Origin of the sequence: Kribbella ginsengisoli (assembly GCF_039537185.1) — a bacterium.
GTDB classification, from domain to species: domain Bacteria; phylum Actinomycetota; class Actinomycetes; order Propionibacteriales; family Kribbellaceae; genus Kribbella; species Kribbella koreensis.
In genome coordinates, this window is sequence record NZ_BAABAA010000005.1 from 1 (window position 1) to 22,080 (window position 22,080).

General features: G+C 68.3%; 22 protein-coding genes. 8 read left to right on the plus strand and 14 right to left on the minus strand.

The annotated features are described in order from the left end of the window. The 5 genes from ABD768_RS18710 to ABD768_RS18730 form a co-directional block, all read left to right on the plus strand. A partial coding sequence (locus ABD768_RS18710; RefSeq protein WP_344842184.1) for a sigma factor-like helix-turn-helix DNA-binding protein occupies positions 1 to 187 on the plus strand: 187 nt, incomplete at its 5' end. Further along, on the plus strand, positions 184 to 798 hold the full coding sequence (locus ABD768_RS18715) for an anti-sigma factor family protein (protein WP_343982741.1): 615 nt from the start codon (positions 184 to 186) through the stop codon (positions 796 to 798). The genes ABD768_RS18710 and ABD768_RS18715, both read left to right, overlap by 4 nt. Positions 799 to 801: 3 nt before the next feature. Further along, on the plus strand, positions 802 to 1,875 hold the full coding sequence (locus tag ABD768_RS18720; RefSeq protein WP_344842188.1) for a sigma-E factor regulatory protein RseB domain-containing protein: 1,074 nt from the start codon (positions 802 to 804) through the stop codon (positions 1,873 to 1,875). Between the two features lie 79 nt (positions 1,876 to 1,954). Then, a complete protein-coding gene (locus ABD768_RS18725; RefSeq protein WP_344842191.1) occupies positions 1,955 to 3,508 on the plus strand; it encodes a S1C family serine protease in 1,554 nt (517 codons plus the stop codon). A gap of 75 nt (positions 3,509 to 3,583) precedes the next feature. After that, a complete protein-coding gene (locus ABD768_RS18730) occupies positions 3,584 to 3,922 on the plus strand; it encodes a sec-independent translocase (RefSeq protein WP_344842194.1) in 339 nt (112 codons plus the stop codon). Between the two features lie 272 nt (positions 3,923 to 4,194). Here the strand turns inward: ABD768_RS18730 and ABD768_RS18735 are convergent, their stop codons facing one another. The 8 genes from ABD768_RS18735 to ABD768_RS18770 form a co-directional block, all read right to left on the minus strand. Next, positions 4,195 to 5,697, minus strand: coding sequence for a Fic family protein (locus ABD768_RS18735; protein WP_344842197.1), 1,503 nt, complete (start codon positions 5,695 to 5,697; stop codon positions 4,195 to 4,197). A gap of 146 nt (positions 5,698 to 5,843) precedes the next feature. Further along, the gene (locus ABD768_RS18740; RefSeq protein ID WP_344842200.1) at positions 5,844 to 7,037 is read right to left on the minus strand and encodes a hypothetical protein; all 1,194 of its coding nucleotides are present in this window, start codon (positions 7,035 to 7,037) and stop codon (positions 5,844 to 5,846) included. Positions 7,038 to 7,130: 93 nt separating this feature from the next. Next, complete coding sequence (locus tag ABD768_RS18745; protein ID WP_343982758.1) at positions 7,131 to 8,276, minus strand: Mrp/NBP35 family ATP-binding protein; 1,146 nt, start codon at positions 8,274 to 8,276, stop codon at positions 7,131 to 7,133. A 103-nt stretch (positions 8,277 to 8,379) separates the two neighbouring features. After that, positions 8,380 to 8,916 carry a DUF1003 domain-containing protein gene (locus ABD768_RS18750; RefSeq protein ID WP_343982761.1) on the minus strand — a complete coding sequence of 179 codons (537 nt, stop codon included), beginning with the start codon at positions 8,914 to 8,916 and terminating at the stop codon, positions 8,380 to 8,382. Beyond that, positions 8,906 to 10,171, minus strand: coding sequence for a magnesium transporter MgtE N-terminal domain-containing protein (locus tag ABD768_RS18755; protein WP_343982763.1), 1,266 nt, complete (start codon positions 10,169 to 10,171; stop codon positions 8,906 to 8,908). Before ABD768_RS18755 ends, ABD768_RS18750 begins: the two co-directional genes overlap by 11 nt. Positions 10,172 to 10,220: 49 nt before the next feature. Beyond that, complete coding sequence (locus tag ABD768_RS18760; RefSeq protein ID WP_344842204.1) at positions 10,221 to 10,748, minus strand: hypothetical protein; 528 nt, start codon at positions 10,746 to 10,748, stop codon at positions 10,221 to 10,223. A 33-nt stretch (positions 10,749 to 10,781) separates the two neighbouring features. Next, positions 10,782 to 11,591: a hypothetical protein gene (locus ABD768_RS18765; RefSeq protein WP_344842207.1), complete on the minus strand. Its 810-nt coding sequence runs from the start codon at positions 11,589 to 11,591 to the stop codon at positions 10,782 to 10,784. Further along, positions 11,581 to 12,549, minus strand: coding sequence for a LuxR C-terminal-related transcriptional regulator (locus tag ABD768_RS18770; RefSeq protein WP_344842210.1), 969 nt, complete (start codon positions 12,547 to 12,549; stop codon positions 11,581 to 11,583). Before ABD768_RS18770 ends, ABD768_RS18765 begins: the two co-directional genes overlap by 11 nt. Before the next feature lie 140 nt (positions 12,550 to 12,689). Between ABD768_RS18770 and ABD768_RS18775 the strand changes: the two genes are divergently transcribed. After that, positions 12,690 to 13,664 (plus strand): HpcH/HpaI aldolase/citrate lyase family protein, encoded by a 975-nt coding sequence (locus ABD768_RS18775; RefSeq protein ID WP_344842213.1) that lies wholly within the window; start codon positions 12,690 to 12,692, stop codon positions 13,662 to 13,664. Here the strand turns inward: ABD768_RS18775 and ABD768_RS18780 are convergent. From ABD768_RS18780 to ABD768_RS18790, 3 genes are all read right to left on the minus strand, one after another. After that, complete coding sequence (locus ABD768_RS18780) at positions 13,661 to 14,272, minus strand: VOC family protein (RefSeq protein ID WP_344842216.1); 612 nt, start codon at positions 14,270 to 14,272, stop codon at positions 13,661 to 13,663. The two genes, ABD768_RS18775 and ABD768_RS18780, sit on opposite strands and share 4 nt — an antisense overlap. 49 nt (positions 14,273 to 14,321) lie before the next feature. Beyond that, positions 14,322 to 14,990, minus strand: a complete 669-nt coding sequence (locus ABD768_RS18785; protein ID WP_344842219.1) for a peptidylprolyl isomerase — start codon at positions 14,988 to 14,990, stop codon at positions 14,322 to 14,324. Positions 14,991 to 15,064: 74 nt separating this feature from the next. Next, positions 15,065 to 15,457 (minus strand): hypothetical protein, encoded by a 393-nt coding sequence (locus ABD768_RS18790; RefSeq protein ID WP_343982785.1) that lies wholly within the window; start codon positions 15,455 to 15,457, stop codon positions 15,065 to 15,067. Between the two features lie 212 nt (positions 15,458 to 15,669). Between ABD768_RS18790 and ABD768_RS18795 the strand changes: the two genes are divergently transcribed. Both ABD768_RS18795 and ABD768_RS18800 read left to right on the plus strand, forming a co-directional pair. Next, positions 15,670 to 17,253 (plus strand): serine/threonine-protein kinase, encoded by a 1,584-nt coding sequence (locus tag ABD768_RS18795; RefSeq protein WP_344842222.1) that lies wholly within the window; start codon positions 15,670 to 15,672, stop codon positions 17,251 to 17,253. Between the two features lie 181 nt (positions 17,254 to 17,434). Then, positions 17,435 to 18,625: an acyl-CoA dehydrogenase family protein gene (locus ABD768_RS18800; RefSeq protein WP_343982792.1), complete on the plus strand. Its 1,191-nt coding sequence runs from the start codon at positions 17,435 to 17,437 to the stop codon at positions 18,623 to 18,625. Here the strand turns inward: ABD768_RS18800 and ABD768_RS18805 are convergent. The 3 genes from ABD768_RS18805 to ABD768_RS18815 all read right to left on the minus strand — a co-directional run bounded on the left by ABD768_RS18805 (position 18,613) and on the right by ABD768_RS18815 (position 22,070). Continuing rightward, entirely contained in the window at positions 18,613 to 19,596 is a 984-nt protein-coding gene (locus ABD768_RS18805) for an ArsR/SmtB family transcription factor (protein ID WP_344842227.1), read from the minus strand. The genes ABD768_RS18800 and ABD768_RS18805 overlap by 13 nt on opposite strands. Positions 19,597 to 19,717: 121 nt before the next feature. Continuing rightward, positions 19,718 to 20,743, minus strand: a complete 1,026-nt coding sequence (locus ABD768_RS18810) for an ArsR/SmtB family transcription factor (RefSeq protein WP_343982798.1) — start codon at positions 20,741 to 20,743, stop codon at positions 19,718 to 19,720. Positions 20,744 to 20,963: 220 nt separating this feature from the next. Further along, on the minus strand, positions 20,964 to 22,070 hold the full coding sequence (locus ABD768_RS18815; protein WP_344842230.1) for a magnesium and cobalt transport protein CorA: 1,107 nt from the start codon (positions 22,068 to 22,070) through the stop codon (positions 20,964 to 20,966). Positions 22,071 to 22,080: the final 10 nt, after the last annotated feature.

The window sequence follows — 22,080 nt, forward strand, 5'->3', positions numbered from 1 at the left end:
GGGCATGACGTACGACGAGATCGCCGACGTGCTGGATGTGAAGCTCGGCACCGTCCGCAGCCGGATCCACCGGGGCCGCTCGATGCTGCGCAAGCACCTCGAGCACCGCGCGCCGCGGTCCGGTCAGACCCGTATCAGCGGCCCGCCCACGGACGGGCCTGGCATTGCCGGAGGTGGCGACCGGTGACCGTGCAACACCCCTTGGACAAGCTGAGCGCCGTCGTCGACGGTGAGCTCGACCACGACTCGCGCGACAAGGTGCTGAGCCACCTGGTCGGCTGCGACACCTGCCGCTCCGAGGTGGATGCCCAGCGGCGGCTCAAGGCCCGGCTGGCCGCGACGGCCGCTCCGGACCCCTCGATGGACCTGATGCAGCGCCTGATGGGCGTCTCGTCGTTCGGCACGGAGCCGCGCGAGGAGATCCGCCCGGTGCTCACCCCGGCCGCCTTCACGCTCAGCCCGCAGCGGTCGGCCTTCCCGGCTGCTCGGAGCGACGCAACGCGACCAGGGTCCCGTACTGCGGTCCGCAGCCGCCGGCGTACCGGCGTACTGGGCGCAGCCGGCTCTGCCGCCGCCATGGCCTCCCTGCTCGGTACTGCGTTCGTGCTGGGCGACCCGGCTCGGTCGGAGCAACCGCCGTCACTGCAACCGCCGGTCACGAGCTTCAGCGTCGACCACGCGGCTGCAACCGCCGGTGCTCCGTTCGCGGACCCGGTAGCGCTGATGAACTCCTTCAACGGGGCTGGCTACGCCGGGCTGAGCCCGACGCTGCAGCCGGTGGCTCTGACAGGCCGCTGACCGATGAGCCTCTCCCGGCTCGCCGTACTGGTCGGCACTGCGCTGATCGGCTTCGGCCTGCCCATGCCTGCTGCGGCGACGCCTGTCCCGGTGGCGCAGCGCGAGGACAATCCGAACGCTGTCGCCTGGCTGGAGCGTGCGGCGGCAGCGCCGGACCACGTGTCGTACCACGGCACCCAGATCATCACCTCCTGGGGATCGCAGGGGTCGAGCTCCGCGATGCTCGACATCGTCCACGCGGCATCGCAGGGGTCTGAGATCAGCGTGGTCGGGTCGTCCGCGTCACCGGGCGCCAAGGCGTTCGTACAGCGCGCCAGCCACGCAGTGGGGCCGACTGTCGACGGCGGGCCGCTCTCGCTGCTCAAGGCGACCTACGAGCTCGCCTATAAGTGCTGCACGGACACGATCGGGCGGGCGGCGGTACTGATCGAGGCGCTCCGGGGTGACCGGACGCTGGCGGCGCGGTTCTGGATCGACCAGGCGACCGGGTTGCTGCTGCAGCGGCAGTTGTTCAGCGATGACGGCAAGACGCTGGTCCGGGCGACCGTGTTCACCGACCTGGAGATCGAGGAGTCCGAGTTCATCGGCCACCTGCCTCCGATGGCTCCGGGCAGCGTCGAGGCGGTCGGGATGGGCAGTGTCGACGGGCTGCGCTCGCAGGGCTGGACGTGCTCGCCCGTGCTGCCGGCGTCGCTGCAGCTTTACGACGTGCACCAGGACCAGGCGACCAAGTCGCTGCAGTTCTCGTACTCCGACGGGCTGTTCAACGTCTCGCTCTTCGAGCAGCGCGGGGAGCTCGACCCGGCCGCAGTGGCGGGCTACACGGCGTCGACGACGCCTGAGGGGGCTCGGGTCTACCAGCGGTACGGGATGCCGTCGTACGTCGTCTGGTCGTCCGATGGGATCGTCTACACGATGGTCGGCGACCTGCCGTTCGAGACGCTCGGCAAGGTTGTCGCGGCGTTCCCGCATGTGCCGCCGCCGAAGGTGACGGCGGTCCAGCGGATGGGCACCGGGTTGGCTAAAATCGCCTCTTGGCTCACACCGATGGGTGCGCTTTCCCACAAGCTGGGATAATGAATTGTGGGACTACCTGCCGGCACCCCGGTGCGGGCGGCTCCCGACTCCAAGATGACGACGACGTGAGGCGGGCACCGTGAGCTGGGATGACGCCGAACCGACGCCCCGGAACCCTGCGGTTCCGGAGAGCAGCCAGGAGGGTGGGGCGCCGGCGGGCGACTCGACCCTCGCCGAGGCGGCCGCAGGTCTGACTGCGCCGACGCCGGTTACTCCTGCGCCTGCCCCCACACCTCCCCCTGCAGTGCCGGCGGCGGGCACGGGCTTCTTCGGGGCGGCTCCTCCGACCAATGGGCACGCGGGGAGTCCGGCGGTCTCCGCGCTGACTCCGCCGAACACCATGGCGGGGTCGCAGCCGTTGCCGGCGCCGGGGAGCAGCAGTTCGGCGTACCGGCAGAGCAACGGGCGGTCGACGACCCAGCGCAGCTTCGGGCGGCCCGAGCCGCAGGAGAACGGGTTCCGGCCCACGTACTCCGCTGGGCAGGCCATGCAGGGGACATATGTGCCTCCGCCGCCGCTGGACTGGCACCAGCAGCAGGCGCGCGCCTACACCCCGGCACCGCCGGAGAAGCGCAACAAGATCATCAGCCTGGCCGCCGTGGTCGCGCTGCTGGTCGGTCTGGTCGCAGGCGGAGGTGCGGCCGTGGCGGTGGTGGCTCTGGACAAGAACAGCGTCGACGACTCCGGTCCGGAGATCGGTACCGGCGCCGACCCGAAGATCAAGACCGGCTCCGTCTCGGCCGTCGCCCAGACGCTGCTGCCGAGCGTGGTCCAGCTCAAGGTGGAGGGGTCGGACGACTCCAGCGCCACCGGCTCCGGCTTCGTCATCGACGGCTCCGGGCACATCCTGACCAATAACCACGTCGTCGCGGCCGCGGCGGACGGCGGTTCGATCCAGGTGGTGACGCAGAAGGGCAAGGTCGCCACGGCTCGCCTGGTCGGCCGCTCACCGGCGTACGACCTGGCGGTGGTCCAGGTGTTCGGGGTCGACGCGCCGTCGGTGCAGTTCGGTGAGTCCGCGAAGGCGGTCGTCGGGCAGGACGTGGTGGCGATCGGTTCGCCGCTCGGCCTGGCCGGAACGGTCACCTCGGGCATCGTGTCGGCCAAGAACCGCCCGGTCAGCGCCGGCGGCGACGGCGAGCAGACCTCGTACATCAACGCGCTGCAGACCGACGCGGCGATCAACCCGGGCAACTCGGGCGGGCCCTTGGTCGACATGGACGCTCATGTGATCGGCGTGAACTCGGCGATCGCTACGGTGCGTGGTGCTGAGCCGGGTTCGAGTGGAAACATCGGGCTCGGTTTCGCGATCCCGATCGACCAAGCGCGGCGTACCGCGCAGCAACTGATCGCCTCCGGCCACGCGTCGTACCCGGTGATCGGCGCGAACGTGGACATGCAGTTCGAGGGCGGCGCCCGGGTGAGCGAGATCCTGCCGAAGAGCGCGGCCCAGCGAGCCGGACTGCGGACCGGTGACGTGATCACCCAGATCAACAGTCAGCCGGTGGACACCGCCGAGGCGCTGATCGTCGCGATCCGCACGCACCAGCCCGGCGAGAACGTCCGGCTCGTCTTCGAGCGCGGCGGCAAACCGCGCGAGGTGACGCTCAAGCTGACCGCCCAGGAAGGCTGAGCGACCCGGACTGGTTGTCGACCAGCAGCGGGCTAGGCTGTCCGCGGCGCAACGGAACCTCGGAAAAGGTGGGGCATGTTCAACATCGGTCCGCTCGAGATAGCGGTGATCGCCATCGTCGCGATTCTCGTCTTCGGCCCAGACCGGCTCCCGGAGTTCGTCCGCACCGCCGCCAAGCTGCTCGGCCAGGTCCGCGGGATGGTCAGCAAGGCCCAGAACGACCTCCGCGAGGAGCTCGGCCCGGAGTTCGCCGACCTGGACGTCCGCGACCTCAACCCCCGCAGCTTCGTCCGCAAACACCTCCTCGACGGCATCGACGGCGACTTCGACGACAAGCCCGTCTCCAACGGCTACACCGCCCCCGAACGCCTCCCAGCCGGCACCCGAGCCCCTTTCGACCCCGAAGCCACGTAGCACCCACCAGCCACCAGGTACCACCCCACGCCGGCGCCACGCTCGCTCCTACGTCGCTCCCACGGCGCTGAGCTCCCACCCGCCCTGGTGCGCGGGCTGCTTCGCCGCCCGCTTGGTGAGAGCAGCGTGATCGTCGCAGGCACCGTACGGGTGAGGTGACTGTCAGGTCGTATGCCGGGGCTGGCTGGTGCAGGTGTGAGGTGACTGCGAGGTCGCTGGCCAGGCTGGTGCCACCTGTCGAGGTGCCCGCCTGAACCGGCTGGCGTGTAGCGCTAGCTCCTCAGACGGAGCCGAATGCCGCTCGACTCGGCTACCGCGGAGTCCATGTAGGCGTTGCCTTCTCGCAGTTCTGTGTCGGCCGCCTCATAGGTACGCCAGTCGACGGTTGCGGTCCATCGCTGGGCGAAGTCCAGTACCGAGTGAAGGGTCTGGCCGTCGCCGGCGCCGTTGCTGACGCCGACCAGTCCGGCGAGATAGTTGTTTCGAAAGACGGTCGGGATCACTATCCGGATCTGCCCCGCGGTGCTGAGTTCGGCGTTGGCGAACAACCGGGCGATCCGTCCGTTGCCGTCGTCGAACGGATGTACCTCGGTTAGCAACAGCATGATCGCGACCGCGCGCTGAAATGGATCGATGACAGAGGAGATGGCATCGAAGCCGCGGCGAAGTGTGCCAAGAACCATCTCGGGCGCCACGAAGGCGTAGCCGCCTGCGTAGTTCTGCTGTTCTTTGAACTGTCCGGGCCGCTTGTCTTCGCGGGCAGCCATCAACGTGGCGTGCCTTTCGACCAGAAGGTCCAGTAGTTTCTCCCCGGACATCGGCACCTCGGCGGACAGCTCCGGATCCGAGGCGATCCGGTAGGTCGCCGCGACATCGTGGGCGTCTTGTGGTCTCGCGACGGGCACATCGCCGTCGATCGCGATACGCCGGGCTTCCTCGACGCCGAACTGGGTGCCTTCGATGAAATTGGAGAAGTACGACTCGAAGAACGGCAGCCACTGCCATTGCTGTGTTCCACCGAGGGCAGGTCTGGGCACGGGAGGGACCGTGTGGAGATAGTCGACCAGACGGCCGAGCAATTGCAGCCGGTGCTCGTCATAGGGCTGCCCCTCGAGCCGTGCCGCGAACTTGGCTGACTTGAACTCCGTCTCGGCGCGGGTGCCGATCAACGCCGCCAGCCGGCTTCGAACAGCCTCGACGGAACGATCGTTGAAGTGGCCGGAGATCACGTCCAACTGTTGAAGCAGAGCGCGAACTCGACCTGCTCCGCCGACCCGGGCCTGCTCGTCCATCTGGTCCTCGACGGTGGCGATTCCAGCTTGCCTGGCGGGCTTACCTTCCCTGGGACGACCTCGAGTCTGCGCGTTCTCGATCAGAACTCTGGCGCGGCCAGAGAGAAACAAGCCTGATGGCATGGCCATATCGCCCGGCAAGTGCCCTGGTCCGATCCGGACCGAGAAGGTGAGTCCAGGCACCGTCAGATCCGCCCGGCGTTGAGGATCCGGATGACAGAGGAAGAGCCACCCGTCGACTGGCTCACCGCCACTCAGCGCCGTGCGGTCGCACAGCACCGCACCAGGCCACAGATGGGCCGCGATGGCAAAGCGGTGCTGATAGGCGACCTTCTCCGGCGGAAGGGTCGCATCGACAGCGTAAAGCCCTGGCGCCAGGCGAATCGCCCGACCAGACTTGTGCCACCGGGACAGGCGCGAGCGAGTGCTCTCGGTTGCGAACTCAAGGCGGCCCGCAGGATGCGCAGTCTGTGCAACGTTCATCAGCAAAGTCCACTCGTCTACGGCCCCTGTGCAACATCTAGCGCATAAATAATGCCACCCTTGCAACAAATGCACCATAATTGTTGTCTGTGCAGGCTCTTGGTGCCCCTGCCTCGTAGGCACGGCTTTCGTAAGCCCGCGCTTGATCAGAGTTTGCCGGGGTTGAAGCGAAGGATGACGGCGCGTTGGTAGAACGGGCCTTTGCTGGGGGAGGTGGCGTCGTAGGCGCTGATGCCGACGTAGCCGACGGCCCAGATGGTTTTCGTTCGCGGGTCGGGGGACAGCGCGGACACGCTCGGCTTCTGGGCGCGGTCGGCGGGGGTGAGCTTGCCGGTGGGGCCGGGCAGCAGCTGGGGTGGGCCGATTCGACGGAGTTGGCCGCCGGCTGTTCGCTGCGTACTGATGTCCGGCAGGATGACGCCGCCTTCGCCGTCGACGCCGAGAGTCCAGCTGTGCAGGGACTTCGGCGCCTCCTCCCAGCGGTCGCCGGTCCAGTGCAGGACGATCTTCTCCTCCGGCGGGTTGTCCTCCGCGATGCCGGCGCTGCCGGTATGGCTGCCGAGGGCCCAGACATCGTCGGGTCCGACGGCGACCACCTTGGTGAGGCTGGTGGATTCGCTCTCCAGCGACTTGGTCTTGAAGTGGTACGGCCGGACCGGGACCGTCCGCCAGGTCCGCCCGTCGAAGTGCCTGGCCGCCGGCTGCAGGACGCTGGCCGTGACGGTCGCGCCGACCGCCCAGATGTCGTCCGGGGCAACCGCTGAGAACGTGGTGGCCTGGAAGTTCTTCAGCCCGGCGTCGTTCCAGCGTCGTCCGTTCCAGTGGCGGACGACCGCGCCGAAGGAGTCGACGGCCCAGATGTCGTCCGGTGCCAGTACCAGTACTGCCAGCGGGCTGATGGCACCAGGTGCGGCCAGCCAGCGGCTGCCGTCCCAGCGCCAGGCGTACGGCTTGCTCTTGACCGCGGCGTACAGCCAGACGTCGTTCGAATCAGGAGCCGCGGCGAACTGCACGTTGGAAAGGTCTGTCGCGCCGGCGTACGCCGGTGGCAGCGCAACCGGCTCCCACTTGCCGTCCCGCAGCCGCATCAGCAACTCGCGCCCGGGTCGCGCGCCGCTGGGGTCTTGCACGCCCAGTGCCCACACCTCGTTCGCCGTCACGGCGACGGAGAAGAACGACGAGTCCACCGACTTGCTGGAGTAGGCAACCTCCCACTTGGGCGGCACCGGCTTCTCCGGCGACACACTCGCGCTCTGCCTAGGCGCTGCGTCGTCACATCCGACGACGGCCAGCGCCATACACAGGCAGCCCGCCACCACCCCAACAGCTCTCAGAAACATCCGTCCAAACTACCGACGCCAAAGGCCTGACTCCGCCCGATGGCATCCACCGGCCAAACCCGCTCTCGCGGAGGCCGGCAACCCACTGAAGACCTAGCGGCCGGCTGGGGAGAGGCCTAGCTGGCGGCCGAGGAGGCCTCGGGGCTTGCCGCCCAAGCGGTCGGCTATTTCGTTGAGGACCAGGGCGGCGGGAGTCTCCGGGTCGGCCATCACCAGGGGCTGGCCGATGTCGCCGCCGCTGCGGAGACGTTCGTCGAGGGGGACCTCGCCGAGCAGCGGGATCTCGTAGCCGAGGCGCTGGGACAGGGTCGACGCGACGCGGGCTCCACCGCCCGAGCCGAAGATCTCGATGCGGTGGGAAGGGCCGCAGTGCGGGCAGGGGAGGAACGACATGTTCTCGATCACGCCGGCCACCCGCTGGTGGACCATCTGCGCCATCGTGCCGGCCCGCTCGGCCACCTCGGCGGCAGCCTCCTGCGGGGTCGTCACCACGATGACCTCCGCGCTGGTCAGCCGCTGGCCGACCGAGATCGCGATGTCGCCGGTACCCGGCGGCAGGTCGAGCAGCAGGACGTCGAGGTCGCCCCAGTAGACGTCGGCCAGCATCTGTACCAGCGCGCGGTCCAGGATCGGCCCACGCCAGGCGACGACCTGGTCGCGCTTGGGCTTGAGCATGCCGATCGAGATCACCTTCACGCCATGCGCGGGCACCGGCATGATCATGTCGTCCACGGCGGTCGGCCGCTCGTCCGCGACGCCGAACATCGCGGGGATCGAGTGGCCGTAGATGTCGGCGTCCAGTACGCCGACCGACAGCCCCTTGGCCGCCATCGCGACGGCCAGGTTCACCGTCACCGACGACTTGCCGACGCCACCCTTGCCGGACGCGATCGCGAACACCTTGGTCAGCGAGTCGGCCCGTGCGAACGGGATCTCCTTCTCGGCCACCCCGCCACGCAGCTGGGTCTGCAGGGCGGCGCGCTGCTCGGTCGACATCACGCCGAGCTCGATCTCCACCCCGGTCACGCCGTCGAGGGCGCTGACGGCGGCGGTGGTGTCGCGGCGCAGGGTGTCCTTCATCGGGCAGCCGGCGACGGTCAGCAGGATCTTCACCGCGACCACGCCGTCGGTTTTCACCACGACGGATTCGACCATGCCGAGTTCAGTGATCGGCTTCTTGATCTCCGGGTCGATGACGCCACCCAGTGCGGCGGTCACTTGGTCAGCAGTTGGGGCCATGTCCACAAGGCTACGTGCTGCGCAACCCCCACCGGACCCCAGTCCACTGTGACCTAGGCCCGGCAAGGCGAACCTAACCGATCACGCGGGCCCCAGACCTACCTCAGACGCGGTCGTCCTCGCGGTCCTTGAGGTCGAGCTCGGCCAGCAGCGAGCGCAGTTCCGAGCGGAGGAAGTCGCGGGTGGCGACCTCGCCGACGGACATCCGCAGGGCGGCCATCTCGCGGGCCAGGAACTCCATGTCCGCCCGGGTCCGGGCGTCGACGTCGCGATCGCGCTCGTACTGGACCCGGTCGCGGGCCTCCTGCCGGTTCTGCGCGAGCAGGATCAGCGGAGCGGCGTACGAGGCCTGGAGGCTCAGGGCCAGCGTCAGGAAGATGAACGGGTACTGGTCCCAGCGCATGTTCTCCGGCGCGAAGATGTTCCAGAGCACCCAGAGCACGATCGTCAGGGTCATGTAGACCAGGAACTGCCCGGTGCCGAGGAACCGGGCGATCCGCTCCGACAGCCGGCCGAACGCGTCCGCGTCGTACGCCCGCCGCCGCACGATCGTCCGCCGCAGCTCGCGCGGGATGTCCAGCCGGTCGGCGGCCGGCCGGGTCAACCGGCGCTCGTCGGTACTGCGGTCGTCACGGGGCATGGCCGTCCACCTCCTGCTGATCGGGTTCGCGCCAGTCGTCGGGGAGCAGATGGTCGAGCACGTCGTCCACGGTGACCGCGCCGAGCAAGCGGCCCTCGTCGTCGAGCACAGGTGCCGCCACCAGGTTGTAGGTAGCGAGGTACTTGCTCACGGCATGCAGGCTGTCATCCGGCCGCAGCCCGTCGAGGTCGGTGTCCAGCACCCCGGACACCAGCGCTGACGGCGGCTCGCGCAGCAGCCGCTGGATGTGGCCGATGCCGATGAACCGGCCGGTCGGGGTCTCCAGCGGCGGCCGGCAGACGTAGATCATCGCGGCCAGCGCCGGGCTCAATTCGGCATTCCGCACATGCGCGAGCGCATCGGCGACAGTGGCGTCCGCAGGCAGGATCACCGGCTCCGACGTCATCAGACCACCAGCGGTCCGCTCCTCGTACGTCAGCAGCCGCCGGACGTCCTCAGCCTCGTCCGGCTCCATCAACGTCAGCAGCGCCTCGGCGGTCTCGGTCGGCAGCTCAGCGATCAGGTCGGCCGCATCATCGGGCGACATCTCCTCGAGCACGTCCGCGGCCCGCTCGGTATCCAGGCCGGCCAGGATCTCCACCTGGTCGTCCTCGGGCAGCTCTTCCAGTACGTCGGCCAGCCGCTCGTCGTCCAGCGCCGCAGCGATCTCCTTGCGCCGCTTGGGCGACAGCTCATGCAGTACGCCGGCCAGGTCCGCCGCCTTCATCGAGTCGAAGGCCGCCAGGATGTGGGTGGCGCCCTGACCCTCCTCCACCGAAGCGAACCCGCTCACGTCGGCCCAGTCGAGCACATGCGACTGACCCCTGCGTCGCCGGAACCGCTTGCCGCCCTCAGTGACGGCCACCTTCGTCAGCACCCAGTCGCGGGTCCGCCACTGCTCCATCGCGAGGTCGAACACAGTGGCCTGCGCACCCGACTCGACGATCGTCACCGTCCGGTCCAGTAGCTCGCCGAGCACCAGTACTTCGGTACTGCGCTGTTCGAACCGGCGCATGTTGACCAGCCCGGTCGTGATCACGTGCCCCACGTCCACCGAGGTCACCCGGGTCATCGGCAGGAAGATCCGCCGCCGGGTGAACACCTCGACCACCAGCCCGAGCACCCGCGGCGGCTGGGTCCCCTGCCGGAGCATGACGACGACGTCGCGGACCTTGCCGACCTGGTCCCCGTTCGGGTCGTACACGGGAAGACCAGCCAGCCGGGCCACGTAGACGCGCGTAGGAGGGCCGCTCATAACTCGAAGGCTAGTGCCCCCGGCTAGCTCTCCCCGCCTAAGACATGTTTCAGGTGAGCTTGGGGCGGCGGTTGGAGCGCCGGTGGAAGGTGATCGGCCGCTTGCCACGGGTGGTCGCAGTGCTCCCTGTAGGCGTCTCCAGCCGGGACTGCCCGTCGTACCGGCCGACAGTCTCGGTGATCTCGCCAGTGGGCTCCAGGATGAGCAGGTCGGCCTCCACCCGCCAGCGGTCGAGCTGGGTGTCCAGGCCGTCCGCGTTGAGGCGCTCTGTGCGCAGTACCAGCGCAGCGGCCGTCCACTCCTCGCTAGCGGGATCCAGGCGCCGTACCGACGCCTTCCACCCTGCCAGCCGGTTAGTAGCGGGCTTAGCCGGTACTACGACCTCAGCCGTCCCCGCCTCAGCCAACCCAGGCAGCGGCTGCTCGGCACTCCCAGCCCTGTCGGCCAGTACTACGTACGCCCCGTCCACCGTCGCAAACCAAGCCGGTGCAGGCCGTCCGCCGTTCCAGGACAACCAGACGAGCCCGGCCTTCTTCATCACCCCGGCGATCTCCGCAACAGCCTCGTCAGTCGTCACCCGCCTAGGTTGTCACACCACCTGGGCAAGCGGTCAGAGGTCGCGCAGAGCCGCCTGTGCCCCGGCCTGGAACCGGGTCTGCGCGCCCAGCTCCTGCATCAGCCCAGCGAGCTTCCGCTGTGCCGTCCGCGGGCTCACCCCGAGTTCACGAGCGATCTGCCCGTCCGAGAGCCCCGACAGCAGCAGCGAGGTCAGCAAGCGAGCCTCTGCCTCCTCGTCGGGCACAGCAGGCAGTGCCCGCTCCCACAGCCGCTCGAACAGCTCTTGGTACGCATCGAGCAACCCACACGGCTGAAGAATCGCAGCGCGGTCCTCACCGAGCATGATCAACGCCATGCGGTCGTCGACGAGGTAAAGCTCCACCGGCAGCGTCGGCACCACCCGCACCTCGCCACACGGATCCGGCTGCAACGCTGCTGTCTCGTAGATCGTCCGGCATTCGACGTGAACCTCAAGAGGCACCTGCGGAGTCCGGATCAGCCGACGCACCTCCAGCCGCGCCGCCTGCTGGACCTGCACGATCCGCTGTCGCACAGCAGCGGCATCCCCGACGTATTCGAGCAGCGTCGGCCGTGGCGCCGTCACATGCTTGCGGTAGGCAACCATGAGCGACGAGATGTGCTCGCGGGCCTCCCGCAGCTGCCGCTCCCGGTCGAGGATCAGCACCTCCAGCGCGATGTCCGGCGCCACGGCCTCATGCCCGCCGTCGACAGGCGTCGCCAACCCCTTGTCCACCAGGGCCGTCAACACCTCACCGGCCGGTACAGGCTGATGCGCGATCAGCGCCCGGTACGCCGCCTGCTCGGCCGGTGTCAGGCCGAGTACTGCGAGGTCATCCGTCATGTGAGTCCAGCCATCCCCGGAGTACGGCCTGGTGGCCCGCCTGGAACCTGGTGTCGGCGCCAAGCCGCTGACGCATCCGCTCGATCCGGGAGCGGACATTGCGCTCGGTCCAGCCCAGCTGAGTCGCCGTCTCACTGTCCGTGAGCCCTGACATCAGCAGGGCGAGCAACTCCCGCTCCTGCTCGGTCGGACGGTCCGTACGGCCCGACTGCCCGGCGTACGTGGCCAGTGGGACGGCCCTGCTCCACAGCAGCTCGAACAGCGCCTGCAGAGTCGCCACCAGCGTCGGGTCGTGGATCAGCAGCGCTGCGGAGTACTGGCTGGCGCCGATGTCGATCGGCACGAACGCCATCGGCCCGTCGGTCAGGATCAGCTTGAGCGGTACCTCGCCCACCCGGGCCCGCTCGCCGTCGTTGACGCCGCTGACCCGCGACGCCAGCCGCCCGGGCCGGTCGACGGACCCCTTCCGGTCGTAGAGGATCCGGAACGAGATGCCCTCGCGGAGGTGCTCCAGCTCGTTCTGGTGGACTTGACTCGGGTCAGCCATGAACGGCGGCGCGTCCGAGAAGCAGACCTCACTCCTGGCGCTCCGGACCAGCCGTTCGATGCCCGCTGCGATCTCAGGCTCACCCCGGAGTACTTCGATCAGCTCGGCCGGCTCGCTGCGCGTAGTACTGGTGTGGAAGCTGGTGGCGAGCAGCACCGTCTCCTGCCGCGCCTTGGCCAACTCCAGCTCGCGGTCCCGGAGTAGGAGTTCCAGGGCGATGTCTGGCGGCAGTACCAGGTAGCGAGGGGGGTTGGAGGGCATCAGGGAGAGCAGACCGAGCTCGACCAGGCGCTTCGCGGCAGCGGGGTCACTGACCTCCGCCTCGGTCACCGGCAGCCGCGATACCAGGTCTTCGTAGAGGTCCTGCTCAGCACGAGTTAGTCCGAGAGGCTCCAGCACAGCACCGATCATCGCTCACGCCTGGGGTCGTCCGGGAGCCGGTGACCCCGGACACATCCCCTTCGGGCGTGAGGGATGTCACCGAGGTACGGCCCGAGGTTTCGCCGTACGCTGCGAGTGACCGACGGGTAACCGGACTGAAGGATGCGGCGATGGCTGACCAGACGACCACCAGCAAGGCCCTCCGGAGCAGGCGTTCCTGCCTGGCCACACCGGGCTCCAACCCCCGTTTCCTGGAGAAGGCCAAGGGCCTGGACGCCGACCAGGTGTTCCTCGACCTGGAGGACTCGGTCGCGCCGATCGCGAAGGTGGACGCGCGCAAGAGCGTCGTCGCCGCGCTGAACGAGGGCGGCTGGGGGAACAAGATCCGCGTGGTCCGGGTGAACGACTGGACCACCGAGTGGACCTACGGCGACGTGATCGAGGTGGTGGCCGGGGCCGGCGCCAACCTCGACTGCATCATGCTGCCGAAGGTGCAGACCGCCGAGCAGGTGGTCGCGCTCGACCTGCTGCTGACCCAGCTGGAGAAGGTGCACGGCTACGAGCAGGGCCGGATCGGGATCGAGGCGCAGATCGAGAACGCGCTCGGGCTGACCAACGTGAACGCGATCGCGGCCGCCTCGCCGCGGGTCGAGACGATCATCTTCGGGCCGGCCGACTTCATGGCGTCGATCAACATGAAGTCGTTGGTGGTCGGCGAGCAGCCGCCCGGGTACGACGTCGGCGACGCCTACCACTACATCCTGATGCAGATCCTGATGGCGGCCCGCGCCTACGGCAAGCAGGCGATCGACGGCCCGTACCTGCAGATCAAGGACGTCGACGGGTTCCGCCGGGTGGCCGGCCGCGCCGCCGCCCTCGGCTTCGACGGCAAGTGGGTGCTGCACCCCGACCAGATCGCCGCCGCCAACGAGGTCTTCTCGCCGCGGCAGGAGGACTACGACCACTCCGAGAACATCCTCGACGCCTACGACCACTACACCTCGGCCGCCGGCGGTGCCCGCGGCGCGGTGATGCTGGGCGACGAGATGATCGACGAGGCCTCCCGCAAGATGGCCCTGGTCATCTCCGCCAAGGGCCGCGCGGCCGGGATGACCCGCACGGACGTCTGGAAGCCCGAAGACTAGACCTGGGATATCAGCGCCAGCAGATGTCCGTCGGGGTCGGGGAAGAACGCCATCCATTCCTCGACCCCGTCGTCATGTTTGTGGATCAGATGCGGCGCCGCCTCGAAGGTGACGCCGCGCGCGGCCAGTTCGTCGTACGCCGCGTTGATGTCATCGACCCGGAAGTACAGGACCGAAGGTTCACCGACCGCCTCGTCGCTCGCGCTCAGGAAGAGCCGGGTCCCACCGCAGTCGAAGAACGCCAGGTCGCCGAAGGTGTAGAGATGCGGCAACCCGAGCACTTCCCCGTACCACCGAACGGCGACCTGGATGTCGCGGACAGGTCGCGAGATCTGCCCGATCACGCCTAGCTGGACTGCCATCCCGCAGACTCCCTCTCGCAGCGCGCTGCCGACTGGTATCCCACGCCAGCCGCGCAGCTCGGCCCGGCGATCCAGCCCGAGCTTCTGCAACGCGTTGGCGACGTGGAACTTGACCGCGTCGACGCTGATCCCGCGGCGGGCGGCGATCTGCCGGTTCGACAACCCGTGCCGGACCGCGTCCACCACCCGCCACTCGGCAGGAGTCAGTACGTCGGGATGCCGCGGGCGACCGCGTCGTGTGGTCACGCCTTCAAGCTAGCCCGCGGCCGCCCGAATTACCCTCCCCCAAGGGGACTCAGTCCAAGGTGAGGACCTTGAGGATGCGGATCGGGTAGGTGGGCGGGCCGTCCTGGTCCGGGTCGGCGATGCCGGCCTTGACCATCCGGTCGAAGGTGGACATCCCGAAGATCACGTGCCCGAGCACGGTGTAGTTCGGCGGGATGTTGGCGAACGAGTGCACGACGAAGAACTCACTCCCGTTGGTCCCCGGCCCTTGGTTGCCCATAGCAACGGTGCCGCGCGGGTAGGTCTCCTTGCCGGTCACCTCGTCGGGGAACTTGTACCCCGGCCCGCCCTCCTCCTGGCGGTAGATGTCACCGCATTGCAGGACACCGAGCCGGGCCGAGTTCGTCAGCCGGAAGCACTGCGTCCGGTCGTAGAACCGGCTGTTCACCAGGTGGACGAAGCTGGACACCCCGCACGGCGCGTTGGCCCGGTCCATCCGCACCACGAACGGCCCGTAGTTGGTCACGAAGAACACGTCGACCGTGCCCTTCGCGAGCGCCTTCGCCTTCGGCACGGTGACCGGCTTGGCGGCTGGGTTCTCCGGCGTCGGCGTGAACTCGCATCGCACGGTCGGCCGCTGGTGCCCGGCCGGTACTGCGGACGCGGCGTTCGCGGTGGTGGACGTAAGGGTCGCGGCGGCAAGGCCGGCCACGACCAGCAAACTCAGTCTGCGCAACATGGTCGCCAACCTAGTCCTGACATGACAGCGCTGTCACCGGAAACCGGTGTGGTTTCCGGTGACAGGACGCTGGGTCAGCACTCCTCCAGGCCGTCGATGCTGTTCGTCGCGTTCTCGATGTAGTAGCTCGACATGTAGCCGCGGATGTTGTTCGGGGTCTCGACCCAGACCCAGTACGGGTTACCGCCGACGACGGTTCCGGCGCTGTTCTGGCAGAAGATCTTGACGACGCTCCACGAGTTGACGGTGTCGATGACGTTCGGGCAGTTGAACGGTCCGGGGTACAGGCTGCACTGCTCGCCGGTGACACCGCGGACGGCGACACCATCGGCCCAGACGCCGTAGAAGCCGGCACCGTGGCCGGCCGCGGATGCGGTGGGCGCGCCGACGGTGACGAAGGTGGTGCCGGCGAGTAGCAGTCCGGTTCCCGCGGCAGCGATCCGCCGGGCGAAGCGAGAAAGAGTCAAGGACCTGTTCCTTTCGTGCAGACGAGTCGTCGCGCACTGCGACGGTGGCGTCACGAAAGGTGCCAGCGCAGGCGGGCACGGGCAATGCTTTTTGATGCTGGTCTAACCGAGCACCTCAAAGGTTTGCTGAAGTAATTCGCTGTGGACTCGCTCATGCCCGGCGAGCCGCCTAGGGTAGGGCGGCGAACAGGGCTGACTGTGAGGTGTTAGGTGTGAACGGCGAGGTACTCGCGGGGCGCTATCGATTGCTGGCTCCGTTGGGGCATGGCGGCGCAGGCGAGGTGTGGCGGGGCGAGGACTCGGTTCTGGCCCGTCCGGTGGCGGTGAAACTGCTGCGCCGGCTCGAAGGCGACCAGATGGACGCTGTCGAGCGATTCCGCACCGAGGCGCAGGCGGCGGCGCGGTTGACCCACCCCAACGTGGTCGCGACGTACGACGTCGGTACTGCGAACGGCCAGGTCTTCCTGGTGATGGAACTCGTCGACGGCCCCGACCTGGCGCAGTTGCTCCGCACCAAGGGCCTGCCGTCCGAGCGATTCGTCGCCGACATCGCGATGCAGGGCGCGCGCGCATTGGACGCGGCCCATGCGGCCGGGATCGTGCACCGCGACGTCAAACCGGCCAACTTCCTGCTGGCCCCCGACGGCACGCTCAAGATCACCGACTTCGGCATCGCCCAGGCAAGCGGAGCAGACGGCGCCACCGGTCCGGTCCTGCTCGGTACTGCGGGCTACGTCTCGCCGGAGCAGGTCCGCGGCGAGCGCGCGACCCCTGCCAGCGACTGGTACGCACTGGGCTGCGTCCTCTACGAACTACTCGAGGGCACCACTCCCTTCGTCGGCGCAGACGTCATGGACGTCATGCACCAACACCTGGACGCGATCCCAGTCCCAGTACGCCGTACCGACACAGTGCCCGGTCTGGCCGACCTGGTCATGCACCTACTGGCCAAAGACCCAGCAGCCCGCCCTTCCTCCACCACAGCGCTAGCCGCCTACCTGGTGCCGACGGCTCCCGCGGCCCAAACAGTCGACAACAGCACTCGAGTCCTCCCACTCCCTGCGGGAGGAGTGGGAGTGGGACCGGCGAGCCCAGCCGATGCGCTGGCTGCCGGGGCCGGCTACCGAGATGGGCCGGCCGGTGCAGGCTCGGGGGACGGGCAGCCGCCGGCGGCTGCGGGGCTGCTGCCTGCGGGAGCGTTCGATGAGCATCCGGAGCGGGAGGAGCCTAGTAAGCGGCGGATGACCTTTACGCGGGTGCTGGTCGGGGCTGCTGTGTTGGTTGTCGGGGTGATGATTGCCGCGCTGCTGCGGGAGGGTGTGTCTTCGGATACGCCGGCTGAGGCCGGGGGAGTGCCGTCGACTACGCCGTCGACCACGGTGAAGGCGGTAGCCAAGCCGAAGGCGACTCCTACGCCCACCCCGAGCAAGACGCCCAGTAAGAAGCCGACGCCGAAAGAGACGCCGACCAAGAAGCCGTCGAAGCCGCAGAACAACACCTCGGCGGCACTGCGGACGCTGGCCCAGATGGTTCGGGATCACAAGCAGGAGCACGCCAAGCGGACCGTGCAAGAGGCCGCCAAGGATCTGGAGCAGGCAGCCAAGGCGCTCGACGAGGGCGACACCGGCGAGGCCGTGGAGCAGTACCAGCAGGCCAGGCAGCGATTGATCGAGGCTCAGCAGCAGGGCCGCTGGCAGTCGACGCCGCAGATCTCCGGCATGTTCGCCGCCGTCGGCGCGGCCCTGCGCGCCGAGAACAACGACGGCGACACCGGCAACGGCTGGAACCGCAACTAGCCACGGCACCCCGCACCTCCTAGCAACCGGCACGGCGGAGTACCAGGTCGCGGTGGCGTGAGGCAGGTGACTGTTGGGGCGTGGTCGGTGTCACAGCGGGTGTCGGTGGTGGCGAGCATGCTGGGGGACCCGCGATACTCGCGAGTAGTGTCGACGTGGGCCGACCGAAGGAGCGCCGCTGATGAGCAGGTTGCAGCAGACCGAGGGACTCACCGACATCCAGGAAGAGATCCTGAAGACGGTGCGTGCCTTCGTCGAGTCCGAGATCCTGCCGGTCGCGACCGAGCTGGAGCACAAGGACGAGTACCCGACCCAGATCGTCGAGGGCCTCAAGGAGCTCGGCCTGTTCGGGCTGATGATCCCCGAGGAGTACGGCGGCCTGGGTGAGTCGCTGCTCACCTACGCGCTCTGCGTCGAGGAGATCGCCCGCGGCTGGATGAGCGTGTCCGGCATCATCAACACGCACTTCATCGTCGCGTACATGCTGATCCAGCACGGCACCGACGAGCAGAAGCAGAAGTACCTGCCGAGAATGGCGACCGGCGAGGTCCGTGGCGCGTTCTCGATGTCCGAGCCCGGCTGTGGCTCCGACGTCGCCGCGATCAAGACCAAAGCGGTGAAAGACGGCGACACCTACACGATCAACGGCCAGAAGATGTGGCTGACGAACGGCGGTAGCGCCAACCTGGTGGCGGTGCTGACCAAGACCGACGAGGGTTCCGACTCGGTCTACAAGAACATGACCACCTTCCTGGTCGAGAAGGAGCCGGGCTTCGGCGAGGTCGACAAGGGCCTGACCGTGCCGGGCAAGATCGAGAAGATGGGCTACAAGGGCGTCGACACGACCGAGCTGATCTTCGACGGGTACGAGATCGCGGCGGACCAGATCCTCGGCGGCGTACCGGGCAAGGGTTTCTACCAGATGATGGACGGCGTCGAGGTCGGCCGGGTCAACGTCGCCGCCCGCGGCTGTGGGGTGGCCCGGCGGGCGTTCGAGCTCGGCATCTCCTACGCCCAGCAGCGCGAGACGTTCGGCAAGAAGATCGCCGAGCACCAGGCGGTGCTGTTCCGGCTGGCCGACATGGCGGTCAAGGTCGAGGCGGCGCACGAGCTGATGGTCAAGGCGGCCCGGAAGAAGGACTCCGGTTCGCGCAACGACTTCGAGGCCGGCGTCGCGAAGTACCTGGCCAGCGAGTACTGCTCACAGGTGGTCGAGGACTCGTTCCGGATCCACGGCGGCTACGGGTTCTCGAAGGAGTACGAGATCGAGCGCCTGTACCGCGAGGCGCCGATGCTGCTGATCGGGGAGGGAACGGCCGACATCCAGCGGATGATCATCGGCCGCCGCCTCCTCGAGGACTACAAGTTGTGAATCGGCAGGTCTGAGCCGTCGAGCAACGCTTTGCCGAGCGGGGTCAGGTCGTGCAGGACCGCCTGACCCGCCCTGCGGGTGGTGATCAGCCCTGCCTCGCGCAGGATGCCCGCCTGGCGGCTCGCCCCGGCCAGGGAGATGTCGCAGCGCCGGGCCAGCTCGGTCGTCGTACAGACATCTGAGATGGCCGCTAGTGCGGATGCTCGAGTAGTGCCGAGCAGGGCAGCCAGTGGCTCGGTACGCGACTCCACACTCGTGAGGTGCAGCATCCCTGGGGCTTCCCGGACCGGATAGACCAGCACTGGTGAGAGCTGCGGGTCGCGCAGCTTGGTAGGCGTGCGCCAGCAGAACACGGACGGCTGCAGCCGCAGTCCGCGGCCCTCCAGGTGCAGGTCCCGCTCGGCGAAGCCCATGATCTTCAGGACCGGCCGCTCCCACCGCACTGCGGGGTGCAGGTTGCTCAGCAGGTCGTCTACTCCGGAGGTGGTCAGCCTGCTCACCTGCTGGTGCAGATCGCTCCGGACAGAGGCGCGGATGGAGTCCCAGTACGGCGCGATCGCATGCCGGTGGTAGATCTGGAGCGACTGCCCCAACCCGTTGAGCGCGTCGCGCCGCCCCACTGCCAGGTCCCGGGTCCAGCTCGATCCGGGCCGCCGGACCATCTCCAGCTCCTGGTTGATCCGGCGGGGCGCAGTGGACAGCACCTGCTCGACGGCGTCGTCGAAGGAGCCGCCGGCGGGCGGGGGAGTCAGGAAGTCGGGCGAGTAGCCGCGGGGTGGCGTCAGGTGCAGCAGCCGCTCCGCATGCCGCGGGAACTGCCGCCGCGTGCGCTCACGCCAGTAGCCGTACTGGCCCGCGCCGTCGCGCCCCTGGAGCTGGTGCAGGCTCAGCAGCACCTCCCACATCGGGTCGGGTTCCTCGGCCAGCGTCGTACGGGTCAGGTCCTGACTGGTGAAGTGGATCCGCAACAAGAGAAACGCCCCCTCCTAGGTGCTTCAATCCTGCCGAAAACACCCTGTCAGTAGCCTGTCACGCAGAAGGGCCACTCGCGGTAATCTGCGAGCCTGCGGCTGGCGGCCGAGCAGAAGAGGCCTAGCGCACCAGGGCATCCGGTACTGCGACACGCGGCCGCACACTGCCCGAGCCGTGGCCGGACAGCAGCCAGATCCCCAGTTGGGTGACCTCATGCCGCACGGATGCGCCCACCCGACGCGTGGTGATCAACCCTGCCTCGCGCAGCACGGTCGCTTGGTGGCTGGCCGCGGCTGGGGAGATCTTGCAGCGACGGGCCAGCTCTGTCGTCGTACAGCCGGTCACCGTGGCTTCCAGAGCGGCTGCCCGGGTGGAGCCGAGCAACGAGCCCAGGACGTCCGAGGAGGCCGACTCGAGTGACGACTGGCGCAGGATGCCCGGCGCGTGCTGGATCGGGTAGACCAGGATCGGCTTGAGCTCCGGATCCCGCAGCTTGGTCGGCACCTGCCAGCAGAACGCGGACGGCTGCAGCTCGATGCCACGGCCGTCCAGGTAGAGGTCGCGGTCGTTCATGTCCAGCACCTGCAGCACCGGCGCGACCCAGCGGACCCGCGGGTGCAGCGTCGACAGCAGCCGGTCGACCCCGTGCCGGGCCAGCGCCTCGCCGCGATGCGAGTGGTCGGCGGACACGTGCGTGCCGATCGACTTCCAGTACGGCGCGATCGCGGCGTCGTGGTACGACCGGATGGCCCGGCCCAGCTTGTGCAGCGAACTGCTGTCGCCGTGGGCGAGCTCGCGGGTCCACGGCGAGACCGGCCGGTACTTGCTCAGCAGCTCCAATTGGCTGCGCAGCTGCGCCTTCGGCGTCGACAGCATCAGGTCCAGCCCGGTCTCGAAGTCCGGTGCGGACGCGGCCGGGGTGAGGAAGTCGGGTGAGTAGCCCTTGGCCGGGGTCAGCTCGAGCAGCAGCCGCATCTGGTCCGGGGTCACCTTGGTCCGGATCGAGCGGCGCCAGTCCTCGAAGATCAGCCGGCCCTCGGAGTGCTGCAGCATGTGCAGGCTGAGCAAGATCTCCCACGACGGCGCGGGCTTGGTGGAGACCGTCGTCCGGGCGAGATCGCGCGGCGTGAAATGTATGCGGAGCATGGGGCCCTCCCTGATCCTGAGCGTCACGACATCCCCCAGATGCCGTCGGTCGCAGAATGTGGCGGATCGCTGACCGAAAGCGACCCGTCGATTGAATCAGGCGGACGGGGCCAACAACAACCGGATCTGTCTCACTGCGCCGGGGCAGTGGCGGCCATGGCACGAGGTTGCCAACTCACCGCTCAATGTGTACGGGTGGTGATTGAGTGACAACGAGGTGTCACAGCCACCGATTGCGCTTGAACAGCAGGTAGAGCACGGTGCAGGCGACTGCCATCAGCCCGAGCGCGCCGTAGTACCCGTAGTGCCAGCCCAGCTCGGGCATGTTGTCGAAGTTCATCCCGTAGACGCCGGCGACCAGCGTCGGCACCGCGATGATCGCGACCCAGGCCGAGATCCGGCGCATGTCGTCGTTCTCCGACACCTGCACCTGGGCCAGCCCGGCCTGCAGGATCGAGCTGAGCAGCTCGTCGAAGGAGATGACCTGCTCCTTCACCCGCAACAGGTGGTCGTCGACGTCGCGGAAGTAGTTGCGGATGTCGTCACCGATCATCGGGTGCGGCAGCGTCGACAGCAGCCGCATCGGGCCGGTCAGCGGGGCCACTGCCCGCTTCAGCTCCAGTACCTCGCGCTTGAGCTGGTAGACCCGGTCGATGTTGCGCCAGCCGCGCGGGCTGAACATCTCGATCTCTATCAGGTCGATATCGGCCTGTACCGCGTCCGCCACCGCCAGGTAGCTGTCCACCACGTGGTCGGTGATCGCGTGCAGAACAGCACCCGGTCCGGCGGCCAGTCGCTCGGGCGCCTTCTCCAGCTCCTGCCGCAGTCCGGTCAGCTCGCCGTGGTCCCCGTGCCGCACGGTGATCACGAAGCCGGGACCGCAGAACACCATCACCTCACCGGACTCCACCACCTCACTGGTGGCGGTCAGGTCGTCGTGCGGGACATACCGGACTGTCTTCAGTACTGCGAACAACGTGTCGCCGTACCGCTCCAGCTTGGGGCGCTGGTGCGCCTCGGTCGCGTCCTCCAGAGCCAGCTTGTGCAGGCCGAACTGGTTGCCGACCACTGCCAGCTGATGCTCGTTCGGCTCGAACAGGCCGATCCAGACGAAGCCGTCGCCACGCCTGGCCCGGGTGAGCGCGTCGACATACGATCCGATCCTGGTGTCGCGACGGCCGTCGCGGTAGTAGGCCCAGTCGACCAGGGCGCCGTCCAGCTTGCCGCTGCCGACCAGATCCAGCGGTGCGTCAGCACCCGGGGGACGTCGCGCGAAGACGCGTCCTACCCGGCGTGTCGCGCCCATGTCCCACTTCCGCCCGGTCATCGAGGCGAGG